Below are 19,096 nucleotides of genomic sequence, written 5' to 3'. Positions count from 1 at the left end.
TCTTTGCTGTCACTGGCCCCCGGTAGGCTAGGGGGGTGACTCCCGAAGAACTTTCCCTCGCCATATCCGCCTGCCTCAAGGACGCCGTCGCCGCCGGCGAAATCGCCCTTGCGGAATCAGCAATTCCTGCTGAGGTGCGCGTGGAGCGACCCAAGAACAGGGACCACGGCGACTGGGCCACCAACATCGCCCTCCAGCTCGCCAAGCCGGCGGGGACCAACCCGCGTGAATTCGCTGCCATCCTCAGTACCCGGCTGAAGTCCATCAATGGTGTTTCCGCGGTGGACATCGCTGGCCCGGGCTTCCTGAACATCACCGTTGACGCCGCGGCAGCCGGTGCCCTGGCCAAGGCCATTGTCGAAGCAGGCCGGAGCTACGGCACCAACACCGCGCTCGCCGGGCACACCGTCAACATGGAGTTCGTCTCCGCGAATCCCACCGGGCCGCTGCACATCGGCCACACCCGCTGGGCAGCGCTCGGGGATGCCATCGCGCGCGTGCTGCGGGCTTCCGGGGCCGATGTCACGGCCGAGTACTACATCAACGATGCCGGGTCGCAGATGAACACCTTTGCGCACTCCGTCTACAACCGGCTGCATGGCCTCCCGGTGCCCGACGGTGGCTACCCCGGGCAGTACATCGCCGATCTCGGCCACGAGGTCCTCACCGCGCACCCGGACATCCGCGAGCTCACCGAGGTCGCCGCGCTGCCCGTCATCCGCGCCGCGGCCTACGAAGCCCAGATGAAGGACATCAAAGCCACGCTGGCGGACTTCGGCGTCGAGTTCGACGTCTTCTTCTCCGAGCAGGAGCTGCACGACGCCGGAGCGATCGAGAGTGCCGTGGCACGCCTGCGCGAACAGGGACATGTGTTCGACGACGGCGGTGCGGTCTGGCTGCGGACCACGGACTTTGGCGACGACAAGGACCGGGTGATGGTCCGCGCCAACGGCGAGCCCACCTACTTCGCCGCCGACGCCGCCTACTACCTGTCCAAGAAGGACCGCGGCTTCACCGAGAAGATCTACCTGCTCGGCGCCGACCACCACGGTTACATCAACCGGCTGAAGGCCATCGCCGCCGCTGCCGGTGATGACCCCGAGGTGAACATCGAGGTCCTGATCGGCCAGCTGGTCTCCGTCAACGGAGCCAAGCTGTCCAAGCGCGCGGGCAACATCATCGAACTCAAGGACCTGATCGAGTGGCTGGGCAAGGACGCGGTCCGCTACTCGCTGGCCCGGTTCCCGGCCGATTCCCCGCTGACCCTGGACCCCGAGCTGCTCAAGAAGCACAGCAACGAGAACCCGGTGTTCTACGTCCAGTACGCCCACGCCCGTTCCCGCGGCGCCGCGCGCAATGCGGTGGCCGCCGGCGTGGAACGCCAAGTGGACGGCCGCGACAGCTTCGAGGCCTCGCTGCTGGACCACGCCACGGAAAACGAACTGCTCTCCTACCTGGGCAGCTACCCGTCCATCGTGGCCAAGGCCGCGGAACTGCGTGAACCGCACCGCGTGGCACGGCACCTCGAAGCCATCGCCGGGGCCTACCACCGGTGGTATGACGCGTGCCGGATTGCGCCCATGGGTGACGAACCGGTCACCGACCTCAACCGCACGCGGCTGTGGCTCAACGACGCCACCAGCCAGGTGCTTGCCAACGGACTTGACCTGTTGGGCGTTTCGGCGCCCGAACGGATGTGAGCACCGTGACGGTATCCTCAAGCACCGCATCCCCGCTGGCCCCCGATTGGCTGCAGGTCCCGGCCGACCTGAACGCGCTCCACCAGCCCATGTGGGCCGGCAGCGTGGTCCGGAACGGCGCCGGCGCCCTCACCGTGGGCGGAGTGGACGTCCACGCCCTGAAGGAGCAGTTCGGGACGCCGCTGTTCGTCATGGACGAGGCCGATTTCCGTTCCCGCGCCCGGGCCTTCAAGGACTCTTTCGACGCCGCCTTTGCCGATATTTGCGGCGGCGTGGACGTCTACTACGCAGGGAAGTCCTTCCTGTGCACCGCAGTGGTGAAGTGGGTCGAGGAGGAAGGGCTGCGCCTGGATACCGCATCGGGCGGAGAACTGGCGGTCGCGGCACGCGCCGGTATTCCCGGCGAACGGGTGGCACTGCACGGCAACAATAAATCCGATGCCGAGATCCACCGCGCGCTGGACATGAAGCTCGGCCGCATCGTGGTGGACAGCCTTGACGAGCTGGTCCGCGTCGGGGCCATCGCGCAGGCCCGCGGCGAACAGGCCAAGGTCATGCTTCGGCTGACGCCCGGCGTGCACGCCCACACGCACGAGTTCATCGCCACCGCGCACGAGGACCAGAAGTTCGGCCTCTCGATGGCAGCGGACACCACCGCGGAAGCAGGCGTCTCCGCAGCCGAAGAAGCAGTTGCCGCGGCGTCAGCCCACCCCGGCATCGAGTTGCTGGGCCTGCACTGCCACATCGGGTCGCAGATCTTCGAACCCGATGGCTTCGCGCTGGCTGCCGAAAAACTGCTGCGCTTCCTGGCGGCCATGCAGGGGAAATACTCCATCACCATGCCGGAACTCGACCTCGGGGGCGGTTACGGGATCGCCTACACGCCGGTGGACACCCCCCGCCCCGCAGCGGAGATCGCGACGGCGATGGCCGCCGTCGTGCGTTCAACCTGCGCCGAGCTGGGCATCGACGCGCCGCGGATCTCGATCGAACCCGGACGCGCCATCGTGGGCAGCACCACCTTCACCCTGTACGAGGTGGGTACGCTCAAGACCGTTCGCGTGGACGCTCCCTCCGGGGCCCGCGGTGACGCCGGCAACAACGTTACGTATCCGCGCCGGTATGTTTCGGTGGACGGCGGCATGAGCGATAACGCCCGTCCGGTGCTGTACGACGCGGATTATTCGGCTGTCCTGGCCTCCCGCACCTCCGGCGCGGCCCCGCAGTTGTCCCGCGTGGTGGGCAAACATTGCGAGAGCGGCGACATAGTTGTTAGAGATGTATATCTGCCCGGGGACGTGGCAGCCGGTGATCTGCTTGCCGTACCGGGGACCGGCGCCTACTGCTGGGCCCTCTCGAGCAACTACAACTATCTGGCCCGGCCGGGCGTTGTCGCGGTGCGCGACGGATCTGCCCGGCTGATTGTCCGCGGGGAAACCGAAGAAGATCTTTTGAACCGCGACATGGGAGCCTGAATGACGGAAATGCGAACCCTGAAAGTGGCCCTGCTGGGCTGTGGCAACGTTGGGGCCCAGGTTGCGCGGATCCTGCTTGAGGACGCCGATGCCCTTGCCGCCCGTGCCGGGGCCCGACTCCAGCTCAGCGGGATCGCCGTGCGCAACGTCAACGGCCACCGCGACGTCGAACTGCCCCAGGAACTCTTCACCACCGACGCCGGGACCCTGGTCAAGGACGCGGACCTGGTGATTGAACTGATGGGCGGCATCGAACCGGCGCGTACGCTGATCCTGTCCGCGCTGCAGAACGGTGCCTGCGTGGTGACCGGCAACAAGGCACTCCTGGCGCAGGATGGTCCCACGCTCTACGAAGAGGCAGACAAAGCCGGCGTCCAGCTCTCCTACGAAGCCGCCGTCGCCGGAGCCATCCCGATCCTCCGACCCATCCGCGACAGCCTCTCCGGCGACCGGATCACCCGGGTGCTGGGTATCGTCAACGGCACCACAAACTTCATCCTCGACCAGATGGACAGCACCGGCGCCCAGTTCGCGGACGCCCTCGCCGAAGCCCAGCGCCTCGGCTACGCCGAAGCGGACCCCACCGCCGACGTCGAAGGGCACGACGCCGCGGCGAAGGCCGCCATCCTGGCGTCCCTGTCGTTCCACACCCGGTTTGCCCTGGAGAACGTCCACTGTGAAGGCATTTCCGCCGTCACAGCCTCGGATATCGCCGCGGCCAAAGACGCCGGCTTCGTCATCAAGCTCCTGGCCATCGCGGAGAAACTGACCGGTGCGGACGGCAAGGAAGGCGTGTCCGTCCGCGTCCACCCCACCCTGTTGCCGCGCGAGCATCCGCTGGCGGCCGTCCGCGGCGCCTTCAACGCCGTCTTCATCGAGGCCGAAAACGCCGGCGAGCTGATGTTCTACGGCCAGGGCGCCGGCGGTACGCCCACCGCGTCCGCCGTGATGGGAGACCTCGTTTCCGCTGCACGGCGACTGGTCCTGGGCGGACCGCAGCGCACCGAGACCACCACCGGCCACGTCCCGGCGCTGCCCATCGAGGCAGCGACCACCAGCTACTACATCGGGCTGGACGTCGCGGACCAGCCAGGCGTGCTGGCCCGGATCGCCCAGCTCTTTGCCGAGCACGGCGTATCCATCGAAATCATGCGGCAAACCATCCACCGCGACGCCGAATCCAACGTGGAGTCGGCCGAGCTGCGGATCGTCACCCACCGCGCGTCAGAGGCTGCCCTCGCAGCCACCGTCGAGGCTGTGAAGGGCCTGGACGTCATCAATTCAGTTACATCCGTTCTGCGGGTAGAAGGAGTCTAAGTGGCTCACCAATGGCGCGGCGTCATCCGCGAATACGCTGACCGTCTGCCCGTGACGGAGTCCACCAGGGTCATCACCCTGGGCGAGGGCGGCACCCCGCTGGTGCACGCGCAGAAGCTCTCCGAACTCACCGGCTCCCAGGTCTACCTGAAGGTGGAGGGGATGAACCCCACCGGATCCTTCAAGGACCGCGGCATGACCATGGCCATGACGGCCGCAGTGGCTTCCGGCGCCAAGGCCGTGGTGTGCGCCTCCACCGGCAACACTTCGGCTTCCGCTGCCGCCTACGCCACCGCCGCCGGGCTTAAGTGCGCCGTCCTGGTGCCCGAAGGCAAGATCTCCATGGGCAAGCTCAGCCAGGCCATCGCGCACGGCGCCACCTTGCTGCAGGTAGACGGCAACTTCGACAACTGCCTGGACATCGCCCGCAAGCTGGGGGAGTCCTACCCTGTCTTCCTGGTCAACTCCGTCAACCCTGCCCGCATCCAGGGCCAGAAGACCGGCGCCTTCGAAGTGGTGGACGCCCTGGGCGACGCCCCGGACATCCACGTCCTGCCAGTGGGCAACGCCGGCAACATCACCGCCTACTGGAAGGGCTACAAGGAGTACTCCGCACCGTTTGAGTCGGAGACCGCCGGGACGCTGCCCGCCGTCTCCACCAAGACGCCTGCCATGTGGGGCTTCCAGGCCGCCGGAGCCGCACCCTTCGTCGCCGGACACCCGATCACCGAGCCGGACACCATCGCCACTGCCATCCGCATCGGCAACCCCGCATCCTGGGACGGTGCCGTCGGCGCACGCGACGAGTCCGGCGGCCTCATCGACGCCGTGACGGACGAGGAAATCCTGCACGCCCACCGCTGGCTGTCCGCCAAGGAAGGCGTCTTCGTCGAGCCCGGCTCCGCAGCCGGCGTGGCGGGCCTGCTCAAGAAGCACGCCGCAGGCGAAGTCCCCGGCGGGAAGACCATCGTCATCACCGTCACCGGGCACGGCCTCAAGGACCCGCAGTGGGCCCTCCGCACCGAGGACGGCAGCGACGTGCAGCCGGTCAAGGTGCCCAACGACGTCGTCACCGTAGCCGCTGAGCTGGGACTGGAAGAAAAGTAGCCTTGGACGCCACCTCGCAGGCCGCCGTCGGGCTGCACCTCATTGAGCCCGGCCAGAGGGTCACCGTGCGCGTCCCCGCGACGTCGGCCAACCTGGGCCCCGGGTACGACAGCCTGGGGCTTGCCCTGGCCCTGCACGACACCCTCACCGTGGAAAGCCTGGACACCGACGAACTCCTGTTCGAGCTCCGCGGCGAGGGCGCCGACACGCTGCCCCGCGATGCCAGCCACCTGGTCATCCGCGCCATGGATGCGGCGTTCGAGCGGCTGGGTTACCGCCACGGCGGCCTGAAGGTAACCGCCGAGAACGTCAACCCGCACGGCCGCGGGCTCGGGTCCTCCGCCTCTGCCGTGGTGGCCGCCGTCACTGCCGCCAACGCCATGGTGCCTGCCGGCAGCCGGCGCGGAAAGGACTGGATCCTCCAGCTCACCAGCGAACTGGAAGGCCATCCGGACAACGTCGCACCCGCCATATTCGGCGGACTGGCGCTGTCATGGCAGGACAGTGAGCAGTACAGCAGCACCAGTGCCACCGTGGCCGGGGACGTCATTCCCATCGTCGCCGTACCGGACTTCGAACTCTCCACGGAGGCCGCGCGGGCCCTGCTCCCGGCGTCCGTGGGACACCACGCCGCCGCGATGAATTCCGGCCGTGCAGCACTGCTGATCCACGCGCTCACCCAAAAACCCGAATTCCTGTTGCCGGGCACCGAAGACTACCTGCACCAGAGCTACCGCGCAGAGGCCATGCGGCCCAGTGCGGCGCTGATCGGCGCCCTGCGCAAAGCCGGCTACGCCGCGGTTGTCTCCGGCGCCGGTCCCACCGTCCTGGTGCTGGCAAACGGCGGGGCCCAGGCAGGGGATGCCCTGGCCTTCATCGAGTCCTTCACCGCAAACAACACGCCGGATATTGGCTGGCGCGTACTGAAGCTCGCAGTGGACGTTGAAGGTGCTAAGGTGGACATGCACCGGCGGTAATTCCGCCTATCTGATCTGCTCGTGCATTCAGTTGCTGTTTTGATCTACCGACTGTGAATGTATTCCGGTGCCGCCTGCTTGGTCTGTCGCAGGAAAGTGCAGCATCCAACTGCCCCTGAACCGTCAGCCCGGCGTTGCTCCAAGAGTGCAGCGCAAGGTGAATCAGTATCCGGCCCTGCTGGCCGAAATCCAACCGGCAAGGCCGAAAAATCCCGGCTGCAGATCTGAACTGCGGCCCAGATCAAATCATCGCGTCCAGCTCCTCGTCTGGACGCCGTCGAGGGGGAAGGATCCTTCGTGACCGAAACCACTGAGCTGTCACCAGCTGTGGACCACACATCTTCTGCTGCCGAATCATCGGCTGCGCCCGCCAAGAGCAGCGGCCTTGCAGGCCTCAAGCTCGCCCAGCTGCAGGCCCTGGCCAGCCAGCTCGGCATCTCCGGCGGCTCCCGCATGCGCAAGGGGGACCTGGTCTCGGCCATTTCCGCCCACCGTGCCGGAACCCTCACCGCCAAGGCTCCTGCCAAGGCAACCGTCAAGGCACCGGAGAGCGTCGAGGCCCCGGCCGCAGCAGCCGCCCCGGCGGCTACGGAAGCCCACGCCGCCGAGGCCCCCGCCGCAGAAGGCAGCCGCGCCCGTGGCCGCGGCCGCAGCCGCCGCGCGGTCAGTGACGGTGTGGTTGCCCCGGCAGCCGCGGCTCCCGTCGTCGAGACCGCTGCTGCACCGGCCGCCGAAGCGCCGTCTGCGGTGTCCGCAGAAGCCACCGAGGGCACGGAAGGTGCCTCGGAGCGCCGCCAGCCCCGCACCCGCAACCGCCGCCGCAGCGAGGCCGCTGCAGCCTCCGTCCAGGAGGCTCCGGTGGAAGCCCCGGCAGAGCAGCCGGCCACGGAACAGCGCGCAGGCGAGCAGCGCACCGAAACCCCCGCAGCCGAGTCCGGCGACGCCGGCCAGCGCACCGAGCGCCGTGACGGCGGCCGCACCCGCGGCGGCCGCGACACCACCGCCCGGGATTCCGACGGCGGCCGGGACAACGCAGGCAGCCGCGACGCCGGCCAGCGTGACGGCAACCGCGACAACAACCGCGACAACGACGACACCGACGGCGGCAGCCGCCGGAACCGCCGGAACCGCCGGGACCGGAATGACCGCAACGACCGCTCCGGCGGCCAGGACCGCGACAACTCGCGCAACGACCGCTTCCGTGACCGCAACGACCGCCGCCGCGGGCGCAACCAGGGACCCGACGTCGACGACGTCGAGGTCACCGAGGACGACGTCCTGCTTCCGGTCGCCGGCATCCTGGACGTCCTGGAGAACTACGCGTTCATCCGCACGTCCGGCTACCTGCCCGGCCCCAACGACGTCTACGTCTCACTCGCCCAGGTCAAGAAGTACAACCTGCGCAAGGGTGACGCCGTCGTCGGCGCAATCCGCGCCCCCCGCGAAGGCGAAGACCGCAACCAGCAGTCCAACCGCCAGAAGTTCAACGCCCTGGTCCGCGTCACCTCCGTCAACGGCAAGACCGCCGAAGAACTCAAGGACCGCGTCGAGTTCGCCAAGCTGGTGCCGCTCTACCCGTCCGAGCGACTGCGCCTCGAGACCGACCCCAAGAAGATCGGTCCCCGCGTCATCGACCTCGTGGCCCCGATCGGTAAGGGCCAGCGCGGCCTGATCGTCTCCCCGCCCAAGGCCGGAAAGACGCTCATCCTGCAGTCCATCGCCAACGCCATCACCACCAACAACCCTGAGGTCCACCTCATGATGGTGCTCGTTGACGAACGTCCTGAAGAAGTGACGGACATGCAGCGCACCGTCAAGGGCGAGGTTATCGCCTCCACCTTCGACCGTCCCGCCGACGACCACACCACCGTGGCCGAACTCTCCATCGAACGCGCCAAGCGCCTCGTAGAAATGGGCATGGACGTGGTGGTCCTCCTGGACTCCATGACCCGCCTGGGCCGCGCCTACAACCTGGCAGCACCGGCCTCCGGCCGCATCCTGTCCGGTGGCGTCGACTCTGCCGCCCTCTACCCGCCCAAGCGCTTCTTCGGTGCCGCCCGCAACATCGAAAACGGCGGCTCGCTCACCATCCTGGCCACCGCGCTCGTCGAGACCGGCTCCAAGATGGACGAGGTCATCTTCGAAGAGTTCAAGGGCACCGGCAACATGGAACTGCGCCTGTCCCGCCAGCTGGCCGACAAGCGCATCTTCCCCGCCGTTGACGTGAACGCCTCCGGCACGCGGCGCGAGGAGAACCTGCTCTCGCCCGAAGAAGTCAAGATCATGTGGAAGCTGCGCCGCGTCCTCTCCGGACTCGAAACCCAGCAGAGCCTTGAACTGCTCACCAACAAGATCCGGGAAACCCAGAGCAACGTTGAGTTCCTCATGCAGGTCCAGAAAACGACGCTTGGTGCGAAGTCCGATAACGACAAGTAGCTGAGTTTAGGGGCGGGCGCTGGTGCGTTCGTGCGGTGGGTGCCGCGCGGATGTTCCGCCCCCGCCCCTTCGCGTTGCAGTTGACGTACTGCGTACGTCAACTGCAACGCTCCGACAGCGGGCAGGGGCCTTCCCAACGCTCGCAAGCTCGCGTCGGGTCCCTCGGCCCGGCCCTTACGGGCCACTCCCGGGGCGGAAAACCCGCGCGTCGGGTGCACGGCTCACCATTTGCCCGGGCTGCTGTTGGGACCGGATCCCTGCACCTGATTAAACTGGGTCGCAGAACGAAAGGTTTTGAAATATGTTTGAGTCCGTACAGGGCCTGCTTGATGAGCATGACGCTATCCAGGCGCAGCTGGGGGATCCGGCTGTTTATGCTGACCAGCGGCTTGCCCGGAAGCTGGGGCGGCGGTCGGCTCAGCTTAATGGCATCGTGGAGGCCTACCACCGGTGGGAGGGGCTCAGGGACGATCTCGCCGCTGCCAAGGAAATGGCTGCCGAGGACCCCGAATTCGCTGCCGAGGTGCCGGAACTGGAAGCCTCGCTCGAGACCGCTGCCGCCAAGCTGCGGCGCCTCCTCATTCCGCGCGATCCCGACGACGCCCGCAACGTGATCCTTGAAGTCAAGGGCGGCGAAGGCGGCGATGAGGCCGCCCTGTTCGCCGGCGACCTGCTGCGCATGTACACCCGGTACGCCGAATCCCGCGGCTGGAAGACCGAAATCATCTCCGCCACGGAATCCGACCTTGGCGGCTACAAGGACGTCCAGGTAGCGGTCAAGGGGAACTCCAACGACCCCGCCGAAGGCGTCTACGCCCGGCTCAAATTCGAAGGCGGCGTGCACCGCGTCCAACGCGTGCCCGTGACCGAATCCCAGGGCCGCATCCACACCTCCGCTGCCGGCGTCCTGGTCCTGCCTGAGGTCGATGAGCCCGAAGAGCTCGAGATCAACCAGAACGACCTCAAGATCGACGTCTACCGTTCCTCCGGTCCCGGCGGCCAGTCCGTCAACACCACGGACTCGGCCGTCCGCATTACGCACCTTCCCACCGGCATCGTGGTGGCCATGCAGAACGAGAAGTCCCAGCTGCAGAACCGCGAAGCCGGCATGCGCGTGCTCCGGGCGCGCATCCTGGCGCACCAGCAGGAGCAGATCGACGCCGAGAACTCGGCCCAGCGCAAGTCGCAGATCCGCACCATGGACCGCTCCGAGCGCATCCGCACCTACAACTACCCGGAAAACCGGATCGCGGATCACCGCACCGGCTACAAGGCGTACAACCTGGACCAGGTGATGAACGGCGACCTCGAACCGGTCATCCAGTCCGCCATCGAGATGGACGAGCAGGCGCGGCTGGACGCCATCGGTGACTGACCGGAAGCCAACCATGAGTGAGCCCACCGAGACGGCCCCTGCCCAGTCCCTGGCCGCAGCCGTACGAGAGGCCGCGGAACGCCTGGCCGAGGCCGGTGTCCCCAGCCCCCGGGCCGACGCGGAGTTGCTGGCGGACCACCTCCTCAATGTCGGGCTGGGACGCCTCCGCGCCCTGATGCTCGGCGATACGGCTGCGCCCGCGGGCTATGCCGAGCTGGTGGCTGAACGCGTCCGCCGCATTCCGTTGCAGCACATCACCGGGGTGGCGCACTTCCGCTACCTTGAGCTGGCGGTCGGTCCCGGCGTGTTCATTCCCCGGCCGGAAACCGAATCCGTGGTCCAGCTGGCCATCGACCACGTCAAGGGCATGCAGGCGCCCCGGATCGTGGACCTGGGCACCGGCTCGGGCGCCATCGCCGGCTCCGTCGCGCACGAGGTGCCCGGTGCCGACGTGCACGCGGTAGAGTTCAGCCCGTTTGCGCACGCCTGGGCGGCGAAGAACCTGGCGCCCCTCGGCGTCAACCTCGTCCTGGGGGACCTGCGCAACGCGCTGCCGGAACTCAACGGAACAGTCGACGTCGTGATCTCCAACCCGCCGTACATCCCGGCCGCCGCCACCCCCAATGAACCCGAAGTGGCCTTGCATGACCCGCCCGAGGCGTTGTACGGCGGGGGAGCGGACGGCATGGAACTCCCGACGGCGGCAGCGGCCTCGGCTGCCCGGCTCCTGCGTCCCGGGGGCTACTTCGTCATGGAACACGCTGAAGTCCAGGCAGGCTGGATTGCCGCCATGCTCGACCGGACCGGCGCCTGGACAAGCATCAGTACGCACCTGGACCTCAACGGCAAGGAGCGCGCCACCAGCGCCGTGCTCGCGGACCAGGCCACACGGAATGAAAGAATGGGCCAGTGACCACAACCTACAACTGCACCATCGACGACGAGCGGGCACAGGGCCTGGAACACGCCCAGCGTGCCATCAGCGAAAAGAAGTGCGTGGTTCTGCCCACGGACACCGTCTACGGGATCGGCGCGGACGCATTCTCGCCGCATGCTGTCACCATGCTGCTGGTATCAAAGGGCCGGAGCAGGACCATGCCGCCGCCGGTCCTGATTCCGCGTATCAACGCACTGGACGGCTTGGCCACGGACGTGTCAGCTGACGCGCGCAAGCTCGCCGAAGCCTTTTGGCCCGGCGGCCTCACCCTGATCCTGCACGCCCAGCCCTCGCTCGACTGGGACCTCGGCGAGACCAAGGGAACCGTGGCGCTGCGCATGCCTGCTGACGAGGTAGCCCTGGAGCTGCTGACCCTGACGGGCCCGCTCGCCGTCTCCTCTGCCAACCGCACCGGCCAGGCACCGGCGCAAACGGCGGCAGCGGCGCGCGAACAGCTGGCCGACTCCGTCGAGGTGTACCTGGAAGGCGGCCCGCGTCCACTGGAAGGTGACGCCGGCGTCCCGTCAACCATCGTGGACGCCACCGGCCCCGTCCTCCGCGTGGTCCGCAACGGGGCGGTCAGCCTCGACCGGTTGCGCGAGCACGTCCCCGGTGTCCTGGGGCTCGGAGAAATCCCGATGGCAGAGGAAGAACCGCACGCCGACAACGCCGGTGCACCGGACGCCAGTGTTGCGGGCAACCCCGACGCCGCTCCGGAAGACTGACATGCAGCCCAAAGTCGCCGTAGCCGCCGTCACCTTCGACCGCCACGAGGAGCTGGCCCTGCTCCTGCAAGGCCTGGCCGCCCAAACCGCTCCCATCCATTCCATCGCCCTGGTGGACTCCGGTACCGTCCCGGCCACCGACGTCGTCAACGCCATGGGCGCTGACAACATCAACTACCTGCGCTCCGAAGCCAACCTCGGCGGCGCCGGCGGGTTCGCCTACGCCATCCTTGCCGCCATGGCCAGCGGCGCGGACTGGATCTGGATGATGGACGACGACGGCCACCCGGAGGACGCCAGCTGCCTGGCCGAACTGCTCCGCAGCGCCGACGAGCATCAGCTGGACATCATCAGCCCGCTGGTTGCCGCCACCGCAGACCCCAACCGGCTCTCCTTCAATTTCCGCATCAACGGCCTGCTGACCAACGACAGGTCCCGGCTCGCTCCCATGGGCTACCTCCCGGACATGGTGCACTTCTTCAACGGCGCGCTGGTCCGGACCGAGGTCTTCTACAAGATCGGCATTCCCGATGTGAAATTCTTCATCCGCGGGGATGAGGTGGACTTCCTGTCCCGGGTGAAAAAGGCAGGCCTGAAATACGGCACCCTGGCCACCGTGGCCGTGCAGCACCCCGCCACCTGGACCGAGATGAAGCCGGTGTTCGGCGGCTTCATCACCCCCGTCATCCCGGAGGGCGACTTCAAGCGCTACTGCTACTTCCGCAACCGCGGCTACCTGACCCGGAAATACCGCAACCTGCGCTGGTTCAGCGCCGACATCGTCGGTTTCCCGTACTACTTCCTGAAGACCGGTGACTTCAAGGGCCTCGCGCACTGGTTCGGCGCCTACTCCACCGGCTTCCGCGGCAAGGGCTTCGGTTCGCCCGCGGAACTGATGTCCGCCGGGAGCTAGGCCGCCGTGGACAAGCTGTACGCCGTCGTCGTCACGTTCAACCGTGCCGAGTTCCTGCGCAACCTGCTCCGCTCCTTCACCGGTCCGGGCAGCGCTCCCGCACAGGTCCTGGTGGTGGATAACGCGAGCACCGACCACACCGCCGACGTCGTGGCGCAGGCGATGTCTGCCGGTGGGCCGCCGATCCGGTACGAGAAGCTGGACCGGAACGTGGGCGGCGCCGGCGGGTTTTCCCACGGCGTCCAACTCGCGCTCGAGTCGGGTGCCGAGTGGCTGTGGCTGATGGACGACGACGTCGAGGTCCTTCCCGGCGCCGTGGACGCCCTGGAGAAATTCACGCCGGAGTATTCATGCATGATCGGCCGCCGGTACGACGCCAACGGCAATCCCTTCTTCTGGCAGCACCATTTCGTGGAATCGCTGGGCGTTTTCCTGCCGGTGTCCCGGGACGTGTTCAAGCATTCGGACGTGTTCCGCACCAACGTGGGGAATTTTGAGGGCATGCTGGTCAAGGCCTCCGTGGCCCGTGAGATTGGCCTTCCGGACCCGCGGTTCTTCATCACCTGGGACGACCTCATCTACGGCTGGCTCGCGGCACAGCGGACGCCGGTGGTGTACGTCAACGCCTTCGTCATCAAGAAGGTCCGTGCCCAGCGGCAGGTGGACTTGGGACTGCGCCACCTTAACGATTCCTCCGACCTTAGCCGGCGCTACGTGATGCGCAACCGGGGACACGTGGCGCACTACCTGAAGGCGTACGGCAAGTACAACAGGGCCGGTTTCGCTGCCGGGACGGCGCTGACTTTCCTCAAGGAAATAGCCCGCCTGGTCCTGGTGGAACGCACCCTCAAGGGCTCCGGCGCACTGTGGCGCGGATGGCGCGAATCACGCACGATCCTCTCGGACACCGGATGGAAACCCATGCCTCCACTGCCCGCGCATCCGGGAAGTGGAAGCCGAAGAGATTAGTATCGTTCTAGGTCCCGACGCCGTCCGACGGTTTTTGCGGCGGGGCATTGTGAAAAAGGCGCTGGCCGCCGTGGTAGTGGAAGTCGGTTGCATCTTCTGTTGAGTACAAAATCTGAAACGCGCGCATCCGCCGCCGTACGGGACGAGAAACCCGCCATCTGGATCTGGATCCAGATGTTCCTCGACTCCATGTCGTGGGTCGTGGCCATCGTCCTGGCGCTGCTGCTGCGCTATGAGATGGGTATCCGGGTGGAGCAGTTCGCCGGTGCCTTCGCCATCGCTGCCATCGCCGTCGTCGTCCAGATGCTGGCAGGATACTCCCTCGCCTTGTACCGGGGCCGCTATCCATTCGGCAGCTTCCAGGAAGCCCGGGCACTGGTGTTCGTCACGGTCATCGTGGCCGCCTCCATCACCGCCAGCCTGCTGGTCCTCTATGAGGCCATCAACATCGGCCGCAGCGTCGGCCTCATCGCTTTCCCTTTCGCTTGCCTGTTCATGGGCGCCGCCCGCTATGCCAAGCGCCTCTACGCCGAAAGCAAGACCAGGCCCGGGGACGGGGCCCAAAACACGCTGGTCTACGGCGCGGGGTTCCTCGGCAACTCCCTGGTAACCCGGATGCTGCAGGACCCGGACTCGCCCTACTTCCCGGTAGGCCTGGTGGATGACGATCCCGCCAAGAAGCACCTGCGCCTTTCCGGTGTCCAGGTCCAGGGCCGCGGGGATGACCTCCCCGCCATCATCCGGCGCACGCGGGCAACCGTCCTGGTGGTGGCCTTCGCCAACGTCGAAGCGGGACTGGTGCGCCGCATCTCCGACGCCGTGGCCGGGCTCAACGTCCGCGTCCTGGTCCTGCCGCCGCTGAGGGACATGCTTGGCAGCGGAGCGCCCGCGGGGTTCTCCGATTTCCGCGACGTGGCGGTCGAAGACCTGATAGGCCGGCGGCCCGTGGACATCAAGGTCGACGAGATTGCCGGCTACATCAAGGGCAAGCGGGTGCTGGTAACCGGCGCCGGCGGATCCATCGGCTCGGAACTCTGCCGCCAGATCGTGCAGTTCGACCCCGCGGAACTGATCATGCTGGACCACGACGAAACCGGGCTGCAGCAGACCCAGATTTCCATCACCGGCCGCGGCCTGCTGGCCGGCCGCGACACCGTCCTGGCCAACATCCGCGACGGCGAAGCCCTCCAGGAGATCTTCGCTGACCGGCAGCCCGAAGTGGTGTTCCACGCGGCAGCTCTCAAGCACGCTCCACTGCTCCAGCAGTACCCTGTGGAGGCCTGGAAGACGAACGTGTGCGGCACGTTGAACGTGCTGCGCGCCGCCCGCCGGGCAGGCGTTTCGAACTTCGTCAACATTTCCACCGACAAAGCCGCCAACCCCACCACCGCCCTCGGCCACTCCAAGCGGGTTGCCGAAAAGCTGACTGCGTGGATGGCAGGGCAGACGCAAAAGAAGTTCGTCTCCGTCCGCTTCGGCAACGTCATGGGCAGTCGCGGCTCCATGCTGCCGCTCTTCACCGAACAGATCCGCGTCGGCGGTCCGGTCACGGTCACCGACCCCGATGTCACGCGCTTCTTCATGACCATTCCCGAAGCCTGCCAGCTGGTGATCCAGGCCGGTGCGATCGGTGCCGGCGGCGACGTCCTCATCCTTGACATGGGCGAACCGGTCCGGATCCTCGACGTGGCGCAACGCATGATCGCCATGTCCGGCAAGGACGTGGAGATTATCTACACCGGACTGCGGCCGGGGGAGAAGCTGCACGAGGAACTGGTGGGCGCCGGGGAACTGGACAAACGCCCGCTGCACCCCAAGATTTCACACACCCGGGCCACCGAGCAGGATCCGGACAAGCTCGACCTCAACGTCTGGCTGGCCCGTTGTGAAGCGGAACAGGGCGTCAGCATCAGCGACATTCCCGACGATGAGGCCGATGACACGGGCGCCATCAGGGTTGCCTCATGATGCCGCTGCTGCTGGTGGCACTGGCAACCCTGCTGGCGAGCCTCCTCCTCCCGTTCGCAGTGAAGCCCTGGTTGGTCCGGATGGGGGTGGTGGACGTTCCCTCTGCCCGCTCGTCGCACGCCAAGGCAACCATCCGCGGCATGGGGGTCGCCGCCGCCCTCGCCACCGTCATCGGCTACGCGGCAGCCGTCCTCCTCGGCGTGGTCACCGTTGACCGGTCCGTGTCCGCCGTCGTCCTGGCGATCATTGTGGCCTGCGCCGTTGTCGGCTGGGTCGAGGACCTGCGCGGCCTGTCCATCCGCGGCCGTGCAGCTGCCCAGCTCGGCATCGGGGCCGCCGGATCGGTGGTCCTGATCGTGCTGACCGGCCAGTCGTTCTGGTGGCTGCCCCTCGCGGCGCTGGCGATCGCGGCGTATGTCAACATTGCCAACTTCATGGACGGCGTCAATGGTATTTCCGGCCTGCACGGGGTCACCGCCGGCGGGGCCTACGCGCTGGCCGGAACGCTGGCCGAACAACCCTGGCTCACGGCTGGCGGAGCCGTGCTCGCGATGTCCTTCCTCGGTTTCCTGCCGTGGAACCTGGGCCGGGGTTCAGTCTTCCTGGGCGACGTCGGAAGTTACCTGCTCGGCGCATCCGTAGCCGCCCTCGCCGTCGCCGGCTTCCTTGGCGGTGTCTACGTGGAATACGTCCTCTCACCCATCCTGGTGTATGCCGCGGACACCGGCTACACACTGCTTCGGCGGATCAAGGCGGGGGAGCGCTGGTACGCATCGCACCGTGAGCACGTCTACCAGCGGCTCACGGATGTCGGCTTCTCGCACCTGCAGTCGGCTGCCGCCGTTACAGCCTGCACGGTCGCTGTGATCATCCTCGGCTTCGTCGCCGCCACCGCGTCGTTGCCGGTGGTGGCCTTGTGCGTGGCCGGCACCGTCCTGGTCCTCGTCGTGTACCTGGCCAGCCCGGACCTGATTGGACGCCGCCGCCGCAGGTCCAAAGTCACACGGCTGCCGGTGACCTAGCCATGTTCTATCTCGTGTAGAATTTAGGGGCAGCCCAAGCTGCTCCTCCACCCTTTACCTCCTGGCGCTGAGCCACGAGGTGCCGACGATTGGGATCGAATGACCTCCAACGCCGAGTCCGGACCTGTGTCCGGCCATGGACACGTTGGCTCTTCGGGTCCCACACGCTCGCTCTGGCTAAACCTGCTCAAGCGCAGTTTGATTGCCGCCACGGCCGGACTGGCGCTGTGCGCCATCCCTGCCGCGCTCCTCAATGGAGCAAGCGGGGCAGTTTCCAGTTTCCTCGGGGGCCTGCTGGTGATGCTGTTCTTCGGAATCAGCCTGCTGGTTGGCCACTTCGTGGGACGCCGGAATCCGTCCGGCGCGATTGGGGTGTTCGTAGCCACCTACTTCATCAAGGTGGTTGGCTTCGCGGTCGTCCTGTTCGTTGTCGGGGCTCCGGCGTGGCTGCACGGACGCTGGTTCGTCATAGGTGCCGTGGTCGCCGTCGTCCTCTGGCAGGCTGCGGAGATCCATGGCTTCAGCAAAGCCCGCCTCCAGATCTACAACGATCCGGAAGAGAAGGGACCCACCAATGCGTAACCCGAAGAAATCCGACGTTGCAGCGAAAGCCAAGCGCCGATCCAACGGCTCCGCACCCGGTGTTTCCGACGCGTCGAACGACGGCGGCTACAACGCTGGAATGGCGGTATTCAGCTACATCATTGGCGGAATCATCGTCTGGAGTTTGATAGGGTGGGGACTGGATTACGTGTGGGGAACGCGCTGGATCGTGCTCGCAGGCGCTCTGCTTGGAGCCGTCGGAGGTTTTTACCTTTCCCATATGCATGGCCTTACCAGTTCTCGCACAAACGCTGGTGATCGCCATGCTGCCAGCGGGCCGTCCCAGGACGGCAACACTAATGCCAAATAATTTCACAGGGGGAACAGCAGGCTGTCAGGCTGCCGGACCCCGCCCAACGCCCAATGATGGACACTGCAGAGAGGAAACGCGTTGATCGCGCTTGCGCTCCCGGCCCAAGATTCAGGAGAGTTCACTCCTCCTGGAATTAACGAAATGCATTTGCCGGCAATCCTGCCGTGGGGTGCCGCAGAAGGATTCTCCAAGCAGATGCTGCTGGTCCTCCTCTCTGTCGTCTTTATCGCCGTCTTCTTCGTGCTCGCCGCACGCAAGCAGCAGCTGGTACCCGGCAAGCTCCAGTTCGCCGGCGAAGCCGCCTACGGCTTCGTCCGCAACGGAATCGCCAAGGACATCATCGGCGGCAGGGACTTCATCAAGTACGTCCCGCTGCTGTTCAGCCTGTTCTTCTTCATCCTGGTCAACAACATCTACGGCGCCATTCCGGTGTTCCAGCTCCCCACGTTCTCGCACGTGGGTGGAGCGTATGTGCTGGCCGGCCTGGTCTACGTGACCTGGATCGCCATCGGCATCAAGAAGAACGGCCTGCGCTACTTCAAGCTGGCCACCGTACCTTCCGGCGTTCCGTGGTACATCCTCCCGATCGTCATCCCGATCGAGATCATCTCCAACTTCGTTGTCCGGCCCGTCACGCACAGCCTTCGTCTGTTCGCGACCATGCTCGCCGGCCACCTCATCGTGATGATCGCAGGCTCCGGCATCGAGTACCTGATCATGCAGGAGAACTTCCTGCTCAAGGGCACGTCGGTCCTGGTCCTGGCCGGTGCGATCGCCATGTACATGCTTGAAGCCCTGATCATGGTCCTGCAGGCCTACGTCTTCACGCTGCTGACCGCGATCTACATCGAAGGCGCACTGCACGCCGACAGCCACTAGGCACGCCGGCGGGGCGCCATGTCCCTCACGGCACACACAGAATTCCCCTCGCGGGGATGAAGCAACCCAAACAACCTGCCACACAAGTGGCATCTTGAAAGGAAAAAAAATGGAAGGCTCCATCAACGGCTCCCTCAACCTCATCGGCTATGGCCTCTCGGCTATCGGCGGTGGTATCGGCGTGGGTCTCGTGTTCGCTGCCTACATCAACGGCGTTGCGCGCCAGCCGGAAGCCCAGCGCGTCCTGCAGCCCATCGCATTCCTTGGCCTGGCGCTGACCGAAGCACTCGCCATCCTGGGCCTGGTCTTCGCTTTCGTTCTCAAGTAAACCCAGAGAACTTCAGCGAACATTCAGAACCGAGTAGATAAAGGACGGGTGA

Annotated in this window: 17 protein-coding genes; all 17 read left to right on the top strand. The window is 66.4% G+C overall.

The window, feature by feature from the left end; all coding sequences use genetic code 11:
* Positions 1–35: 35 nt before the first annotated feature.
* The 17 genes from argS to atpE all read left to right on the top strand — a co-directional run bounded on the left by argS (position 36) and on the right by atpE (position 19,044).
* Positions 36–1,700 (top strand): arginine--tRNA ligase, encoded by a 1,665-nt coding sequence (gene argS, locus C563_RS0100825; protein WP_018760137.1) that lies wholly within the window; start codon positions 36–38, stop codon positions 1,698–1,700.
* The gene (gene lysA / locus C563_RS0100820) at positions 1,697–3,175 is read left to right on the top strand and encodes a diaminopimelate decarboxylase (protein ID WP_018760136.1); all 1,479 of its coding nucleotides are present in this window, start codon (positions 1,697–1,699) and stop codon (positions 3,173–3,175) included. Before argS ends, lysA begins: the two co-directional genes overlap by 4 nt.
* Entirely contained in the window at positions 3,176–4,492 is a 1,317-nt protein-coding gene (locus C563_RS0100815) for a homoserine dehydrogenase (protein WP_018760135.1), read from the top strand. It abuts the gene before it with no gap.
* Positions 4,493–5,599, top strand: a complete 1,107-nt coding sequence (thrC, locus tag C563_RS0100810; protein ID WP_018760134.1) for a threonine synthase — start codon at positions 4,493–4,495, stop codon at positions 5,597–5,599. It begins immediately after the preceding gene.
* Positions 5,600–5,601: 2 nt separating this feature from the next.
* Positions 5,602–6,576, top strand: a complete 975-nt coding sequence (thrB, locus tag C563_RS0100805; protein WP_018760133.1) for a homoserine kinase — start codon at positions 5,602–5,604, stop codon at positions 6,574–6,576.
* 297 nt (positions 6,577–6,873) lie between these two features.
* Entirely contained in the window at positions 6,874–9,012 is a 2,139-nt protein-coding gene (gene rho, locus C563_RS0100800) for a transcription termination factor Rho (RefSeq protein WP_018760132.1), read from the top strand.
* A 301-nt stretch (positions 9,013–9,313) separates the two neighbouring features.
* On the top strand, positions 9,314–10,387 hold the full coding sequence (gene prfA, locus C563_RS0100795) for a peptide chain release factor 1 (protein WP_018760131.1): 1,074 nt from the start codon (positions 9,314–9,316) through the stop codon (positions 10,385–10,387).
* A gap of 13 nt (positions 10,388–10,400) precedes the next feature.
* Positions 10,401–11,300, top strand: coding sequence for a peptide chain release factor N(5)-glutamine methyltransferase (gene prmC / locus C563_RS0100790; protein ID WP_018760130.1), 900 nt, complete (start codon positions 10,401–10,403; stop codon positions 11,298–11,300).
* Positions 11,297–12,049 carry an L-threonylcarbamoyladenylate synthase gene (locus tag C563_RS0100785; protein ID WP_018760129.1) on the top strand — a complete coding sequence of 251 codons (753 nt, stop codon included), beginning with the start codon at positions 11,297–11,299 and terminating at the stop codon, positions 12,047–12,049. Before prmC ends, C563_RS0100785 begins: the two co-directional genes overlap by 4 nt.
* Position 12,050: 1 nt before the next feature.
* Positions 12,051–12,962 (top strand): glycosyltransferase, encoded by a 912-nt coding sequence (locus tag C563_RS0100780; protein WP_018760128.1) that lies wholly within the window; start codon positions 12,051–12,053, stop codon positions 12,960–12,962.
* Positions 12,963–12,968: 6 nt separating this feature from the next.
* Entirely contained in the window at positions 12,969–13,931 is a 963-nt protein-coding gene (locus tag C563_RS0100775; RefSeq protein WP_018760127.1) for a glycosyltransferase, read from the top strand.
* 99 nt (positions 13,932–14,030) lie between these two features.
* Positions 14,031–15,899 carry a nucleoside-diphosphate sugar epimerase/dehydratase gene (locus tag C563_RS0100770; protein WP_018760126.1) on the top strand — a complete coding sequence of 623 codons (1,869 nt, stop codon included), beginning with the start codon at positions 14,031–14,033 and terminating at the stop codon, positions 15,897–15,899.
* Positions 15,896–16,921, top strand: a complete 1,026-nt coding sequence (locus C563_RS0100765) for an MraY family glycosyltransferase (protein ID WP_018760125.1) — start codon at positions 15,896–15,898, stop codon at positions 16,919–16,921. Before C563_RS0100770 ends, C563_RS0100765 begins: the two co-directional genes overlap by 4 nt.
* Positions 16,922–17,020: 99 nt before the next feature.
* Entirely contained in the window at positions 17,021–17,503 is a 483-nt protein-coding gene (locus tag C563_RS0100760; RefSeq protein ID WP_018760124.1) for a hypothetical protein, read from the top strand.
* A complete protein-coding gene (locus C563_RS21985; protein ID WP_081624092.1) occupies positions 17,496–17,834 on the top strand; it encodes an AtpZ/AtpI family protein in 339 nt (112 codons plus the stop codon). The genes C563_RS0100760 and C563_RS21985 overlap by 8 nt, the downstream gene beginning before the upstream one ends.
* 81 nt (positions 17,835–17,915) lie before the next feature.
* Positions 17,916–18,716, top strand: coding sequence for a F0F1 ATP synthase subunit A (gene atpB, locus C563_RS0100755; protein ID WP_026264239.1), 801 nt, complete (start codon positions 17,916–17,918; stop codon positions 18,714–18,716).
* 109 nt (positions 18,717–18,825) lie between these two features.
* A complete protein-coding gene (atpE, locus tag C563_RS0100750; protein WP_003804776.1) occupies positions 18,826–19,044 on the top strand; it encodes an ATP synthase F0 subunit C in 219 nt (72 codons plus the stop codon).
* Positions 19,045–19,096 lie beyond the last annotated feature (52 nt).

The organism is Arthrobacter sp. 135MFCol5.1 (genome assembly GCF_000374865.1).
In the GTDB taxonomy this organism is placed as follows: Bacteria; Actinomycetota; Actinomycetes; order Actinomycetales; family Micrococcaceae; genus Arthrobacter.
This window is presented reverse-complemented; position numbering and strand designations above follow the sequence as displayed.

What these genes read in the sequence shown, in the direction of transcription:
- C563_RS0100780 (WP_018760128.1), top strand. Translation starts at nt 12,051, where the DNA reads ATGCAGCCCAAAGTCGCCGTAGCCGCCGTCACCTTCGACCGCCACGAG.
- atpE (WP_003804776.1), top strand. Translation starts at nt 18,826, where the DNA reads ATGGAAGGCTCCATCAACGGCTCCCTCAACCTCATCGGCTATGGCCTC.
- C563_RS21985 (WP_081624092.1), top strand. Translation starts at nt 17,496, where the DNA reads ATGCGTAACCCGAAGAAATCCGACGTTGCAGCGAAAGCCAAGCGCCGA.
- C563_RS0100765 (WP_018760125.1), top strand. Translation starts at nt 15,896, where the DNA reads ATGATGCCGCTGCTGCTGGTGGCACTGGCAACCCTGCTGGCGAGCCTC.
- C563_RS0100760 (WP_018760124.1), top strand. Translation starts at nt 17,021, where the DNA reads ATGACCTCCAACGCCGAGTCCGGACCTGTGTCCGGCCATGGACACGTT.
- C563_RS0100815 (WP_018760135.1), top strand. Translation starts at nt 3,176, where the DNA reads ATGACGGAAATGCGAACCCTGAAAGTGGCCCTGCTGGGCTGTGGCAAC.
- prmC (WP_018760130.1), top strand. Translation starts at nt 10,401, where the DNA reads ATGAGTGAGCCCACCGAGACGGCCCCTGCCCAGTCCCTGGCCGCAGCC.
- prfA (WP_018760131.1), top strand. Translation starts at nt 9,314, where the DNA reads ATGTTTGAGTCCGTACAGGGCCTGCTTGATGAGCATGACGCTATCCAG.